The 4,591-nt window shown below is 61.9% G+C and carries 4 protein-coding genes and 1 pseudogene; 3 read left to right on the plus strand and 2 right to left on the minus strand.

Annotated elements, in window-relative coordinates; translation table 11 throughout:
* Positions 1 to 747 (minus strand): sulfate adenylyltransferase subunit CysD (gene cysD / locus ACS5Q1_RS44340; protein ID WP_473104193.1); only part of this gene is annotated, 747 nt, incomplete at its 3' end.
* Entirely contained in the window at positions 731 to 1,498 is a 768-nt protein-coding gene (locus tag ACS5Q1_RS44345; RefSeq protein ID WP_473104194.1) for a phosphoadenylyl-sulfate reductase, read from the minus strand. The genes cysD and ACS5Q1_RS44345, both read right to left, overlap by 17 nt.
* 184 nt (positions 1,499 to 1,682) lie before the next feature.
* Between ACS5Q1_RS44345 and ACS5Q1_RS44350 the strand changes: the two genes are divergently transcribed.
* The 3 genes and pseudogenes from ACS5Q1_RS44350 to ACS5Q1_RS44360 all read left to right on the plus strand — a co-directional run.
* Complete coding sequence (locus ACS5Q1_RS44350; protein ID WP_473104195.1) at positions 1,683 to 2,144, plus strand: Lrp/AsnC family transcriptional regulator; 462 nt, start codon at positions 1,683 to 1,685, stop codon at positions 2,142 to 2,144.
* A gap of 157 nt (positions 2,145 to 2,301) precedes the next feature.
* Positions 2,302 to 4,053: a diflavin oxidoreductase gene (locus ACS5Q1_RS44355; RefSeq protein WP_473104196.1), complete on the plus strand. Its 1,752-nt coding sequence runs from the start codon at positions 2,302 to 2,304 to the stop codon at positions 4,051 to 4,053.
* Positions 4,054 to 4,076: 23 nt separating this feature from the next.
* Positions 4,077 to 4,591 (plus strand): annotated as a pseudogene (locus ACS5Q1_RS44360) (sulfite reductase); the annotation flags it as partial.

The following is a 4,591-nucleotide window of genomic DNA, read 5'->3' on the forward strand; positions in this document are numbered from 1 at the left end:
GAGCATGCCGTCCCGCTCCACGACCGGTCGTTCGGCCGCGAAATAGAGCGGAACAATCGGAATGTTCTCCCGGTGGATGTAGAGCCAGATGTCGAGCTCGGTCCAATTGGAGAGCGGAAAGACGCGCAGGCTCTCGCCGCGCCGCTTGCGCCCGTTGTAGAGCTGCCAGGGCTCGGGCCGCTGGCGCTTGGGATCCCAGCGATGATGGGCATTGCGCAACGAGAACACCCGCTCCTTCGCCCGCGACTTCTCCTCGTCGCGGCGAGCGCCGCCGAACGCGGCGTCGAACCCATACCGCTCCAGGGCCTGCTTGAGCGCCTGGGTCTTCATGACATCTGTATGAACCTCTGAGCCGTGGCTGATCGGGCCGATGTTGCGGGCAAGCCCGTCTGGATTGGTGTGCACCAGCAGGTCGAGGCCCAACTCCTTGGCCCGGCGATCCCGGAAGGCGATCATCTCGCGAAACTTCCAGGTCGTATCCACATGCAGAAGAGGAAATGGCGGCTTTGCCGGATAGAAGGCCTTCAACGCCAGATGCAGCAGGACGGACGAGTCCTTGCCGATGGAATACAGCATGACCGGGTTGTCGCTCTCGGCCACCGCCTCACGCATGATGTAGATGCTCTCCGCCTCGAGGCGGTCGAGATGGGTCAGACCCGACCGGAGCAGCTTGCCCTCGGACAACGAACGTTGCGAATCGGGCAGCTTTGCGCGGCGCACGCTTTCTGCCTCACGCCCGCTGATCATGGGAATGCTCCTGAATTTGATGGGTCGGCCCGAGGTGCAGGCCGCACTCTTTCTTGGCCTCCTGCTCCCACCACCAGCGACCGGCACGCTCAGGCTCGCCTAGGCGGACCGCTCTGGTGCAGGGAGCGCAACCGATCGACGGGTATCCTTGGTCGTGCAGCGGGTTATAGGGAATAGCATTGTCCGTCACATACCGGACGAGGTCCTGCCGGCTCCAATCCGCCAAGGGATTGATCTTGATCAGGCCATAGCCGCTATCCTGGACCGCGAGCGGCACGGCGGCTCGAAACGCCGACTGCTCGGCACGAAGCCCCGTAATCCAGCCTGCCGCGCCCATGAGAGCCCGGCCAAGGGGCTCGACCTTCCGAACGTCGCAGCAGGCCTTTCGGGCCTCGACGGAATGACGGAAGCCGTTGATGCCCTGGCGGGATACGAGCGCTTCCAAGCTGGCGCGGTCCGGGCTCACGGCATTGATCTGGCGCCCGTAATGATTCTCTGTCTGCGCCCAGAGATCGTAGGTTTCGGGAAACAGTCGTCCGGTATCGAGGGTCACGAGCTCGATATGAAGATCGAGGCCTGCCCTGAACAGAGCATGGGTAATGGCCTGATCCTCGAGGCCGAAGCTCGTTGTGAACACCAGCCGGCCAGTGAGCGATCGTGCGGCGAGGGAAAGCCGTTCAGGGAGGCTGGCATCTCTCAAGGCAAGGGCCAGAGCCTCCGCCCTTGCCGCTCCTGATGAAGCAAAATCCATCGCAATATTCTCCAAACTGCGAGATCGAACTTGTTCTTAATAACGAACGGTGTCAAGGTCAGGTTGTTCTGACCTGAAGAGGCGGTCGATTGATCGAAGGGGCAAGTTGTCCCAAGAAGAGAAGATTCTTTCCTCAAAACTCAGAACAAGGAAAATCATATTCGACAAAAGGCGGGATGCAGAGATGGATCGCATCGACCGAAAAATTTTGGACCTTCTTCAGCAGAATGGCACACTTTCTGTCGCGGACATCGGCCATCGGGTCGGTTTATCTCAAACGCCATGCTGGAAGCGGATTCAGCGTCTTGAAGCCGAGGGCGTGATCCAGCGACGGGTCGCCCTTCTGGATCCGGACAAGCTAGGGCTCGGCCTGACGGTCTTCGTGTGCATCGAAGCCGGTGACCATACCCAGGAAGCTATCGACCAGTTCATCAATGCGATTGCGACCATGAACGAGGTTGTGGAGTTTCATCGGATGGCCGGTGATGTCGACTACATCCTCCGCGTCGTTGTCTCGGACGTAAAGGCTTATGACTTGTTTTATAAGCGTTTGATCGGGATCGTTCCGCTCAAGAAAGTCAGCTCGCGCTTCAGTGTCGAGCGGGTCAAGTTCACAACGGCGCTACCGATCGAGATAACGGCGTAAGGCAGACTGATTATAGATATATAATCCTAAGTTCATAGATAAACAGAATTCTCTTCTCTCTTTTTAGAATTTAACAAAAGAAGTTTTCGTCAGAACCGTGTTCTTTAAAAAGAACATTCCATTGACTTGCCCTGGGGCCCCGCGCGACACTCGAACCATGTCAGCATCAGCCCTTCTGCCCCAGACCGCGCCCTTCGGAGACGACGACCGGCTCAGCCTCGATCGAGTCCTGAGTGCAGCCTCCCCCATCCAGCGGGCATGGCTCGCCGGCTTTCTCGCCGGGATCGATGCGGGCCAGGCGCCCGCCCCTCGTGTGGATGCGCCGGCCCGTGCGGCAGAGCCTCTCACGATCCTCTTCGCCAGCGAGTCCGGCAATGCGGAGCGGTTGGCGCAGGATGTGGCGAAGCTCGCCCGGAAGAGCGGCTTCAAGCCCAAAGTCATTGACTTTGCCGATCTCGATGTCGCTGACCTGCCCAAGCAGGGCCGCCTGGTGGTGATTGCCGCGACCTGGGGCGAAGGCGAGCCGCCCGCCCGGGCAACCCGGGCCTATGCGGATCTGATGGGGGCATCGGCGCCGCGTCTCGAAGGCATCACCTATGCCGTTCTGGCTTTGGGCGACACCGCCTATGCGGAATTCTGCGCCGTCGGCAAGGCCATCGACGCACGCCTTGCGGAACTCGGTGCGGTGCGGTCCGTCGACAGGATCGATTGCGACCTCGATTTCGAGGCTCCCGCGGCGGGGTGGATCAAGAGCACCCTTGAGGCGCTCGCGCCCGACCAGAGTGCTTCCGATAACGTGGTTGCTGTCGATTTCAGCTCCCGTATCAGCGGCGAGGTTAGCCGCGAGCCGCTCGCGACCGAAGTGCTTGAACACGTCAACCTGAATTCCTCCCGCTCCGACAAGGAGACGGTCCATCTGGCGCTTGGCTTCAATGGTGCCGTTCCGGCTTACGAGCCCGGCGACTCGCTGGAACTTTTTCCTGAGAACGATCCAGCCCTCGTCGAGGCCGTTCTTGCGGCCACAGGGCTGGGAGGCGAGGACGCGCTGCGGACGGCCCTGACGAGCGAGCGGGATATCACTACCCTCTCCGTCAAGATGCTCGAAACTTTTGCGGCCGAGACCGGGCATGCGCAGGCGCGCAAGCTGCTGGATGAGGGGCAGGCTCGCGCCTGGACCGAGGGGCGCCAGCTGATCGATCTGGTCGAGGCCTTTCCCGTGTCCCTGACGGCCCAGCAGCTCTCAACACTCACGCGTCCTCTTCCGCCGCGGGCCTATTCCATTGCCTCCTCCCGCAAGGAGGTTGGTGATGAGGCGCATCTTCTGATCGCGGCCGTTCGCTACGAAACCCACGGCCGCACACGCGGCGGGGTCGCCTCGACCTTTGTGGCGGATCGCCTCAAGGCGGGCGCGGCGACCCGTGTTCGCCTGAAGCCGAACAAGCATTTCCGGCTACCCGATCCCTCGACCGACATCATCATGATCGGCCCGGGGACCGGCATCGCCCCCTTCCGCGCCTTCGTGCAGGAGCGGCGCGCCATTGGAGCGAGCGGCAGATCCTGGCTGTTCTTCGGCGACCGGCGCTACACGCACGACTTCCTGTATCAGTTGGAATGGCAGGATGCCCTGAAGGACGGATCGCTCGCCCGGATCGACCTCGCCTTCTCGCGCGACACCTCGCAGAAGGTCTACGTCCAGCATCGCCTCTGGGAGCAGCGCCGCGACCTCGTCGGCTGGCTGGACAACGGCGCCCAGCTTTATGTCTGCGGCGACGCGAAGGCGATGGCGAAGGATGTGCGCGCAGCGCTCGTCGCGGCCTTCACCGACGTGAAAGCCCTTTCTCCCGAGGCTGCCGAGATCGCTGTCAGCGACCTTGAGCGCGGCCGCCGCTATCACCAAGACGTTTATTGAGAAGCGAAGCGATGTCCAAGGAACTCTCGCGCAACGAGCGCATCAAAGAGGCGAGCGGCTATTTGCGCGGCACGCTCGCGGAAGGCCTCACCGACATCGTGACCGGTGCGATCACGGAGGACGATCAGCAGCTGGTCAAGTTCCACGGCATGTACCTGCAGGACGACCGAGATCTGCGAGCCGAGCGGACGAAGAAGAAGCTCGAGAAGGCCTATTCCTTCATGATCCGCCTGCGCATACCCGGCGGCGTCTGCACGCCGGCCCAGTGGCTGCAGCTCGACCGGATTGCCCGAGAGTATGCCAATGGAACGCTGCGTCTCACCACCCGGCAAACCTTCCAGTTCCATGGGGTGATCAAGGCGAATCTGAAGGCAACGATGAAGGCCATCGACACGGCCCTTCTCGACACCCTGGCCGCCTGCGGCGACGTCAACCGCAATGTGCTGGCCTCGACCAACCCGCATCAGTCCCGCGCCCACAGGGCGGCTCTCGATCTCGCCCGGTCGATCTCCGAGCATCTCCTGCCGCAGACACCGGC

The organism is Microvirga sp. GN3 (assembly GCF_055792825.1).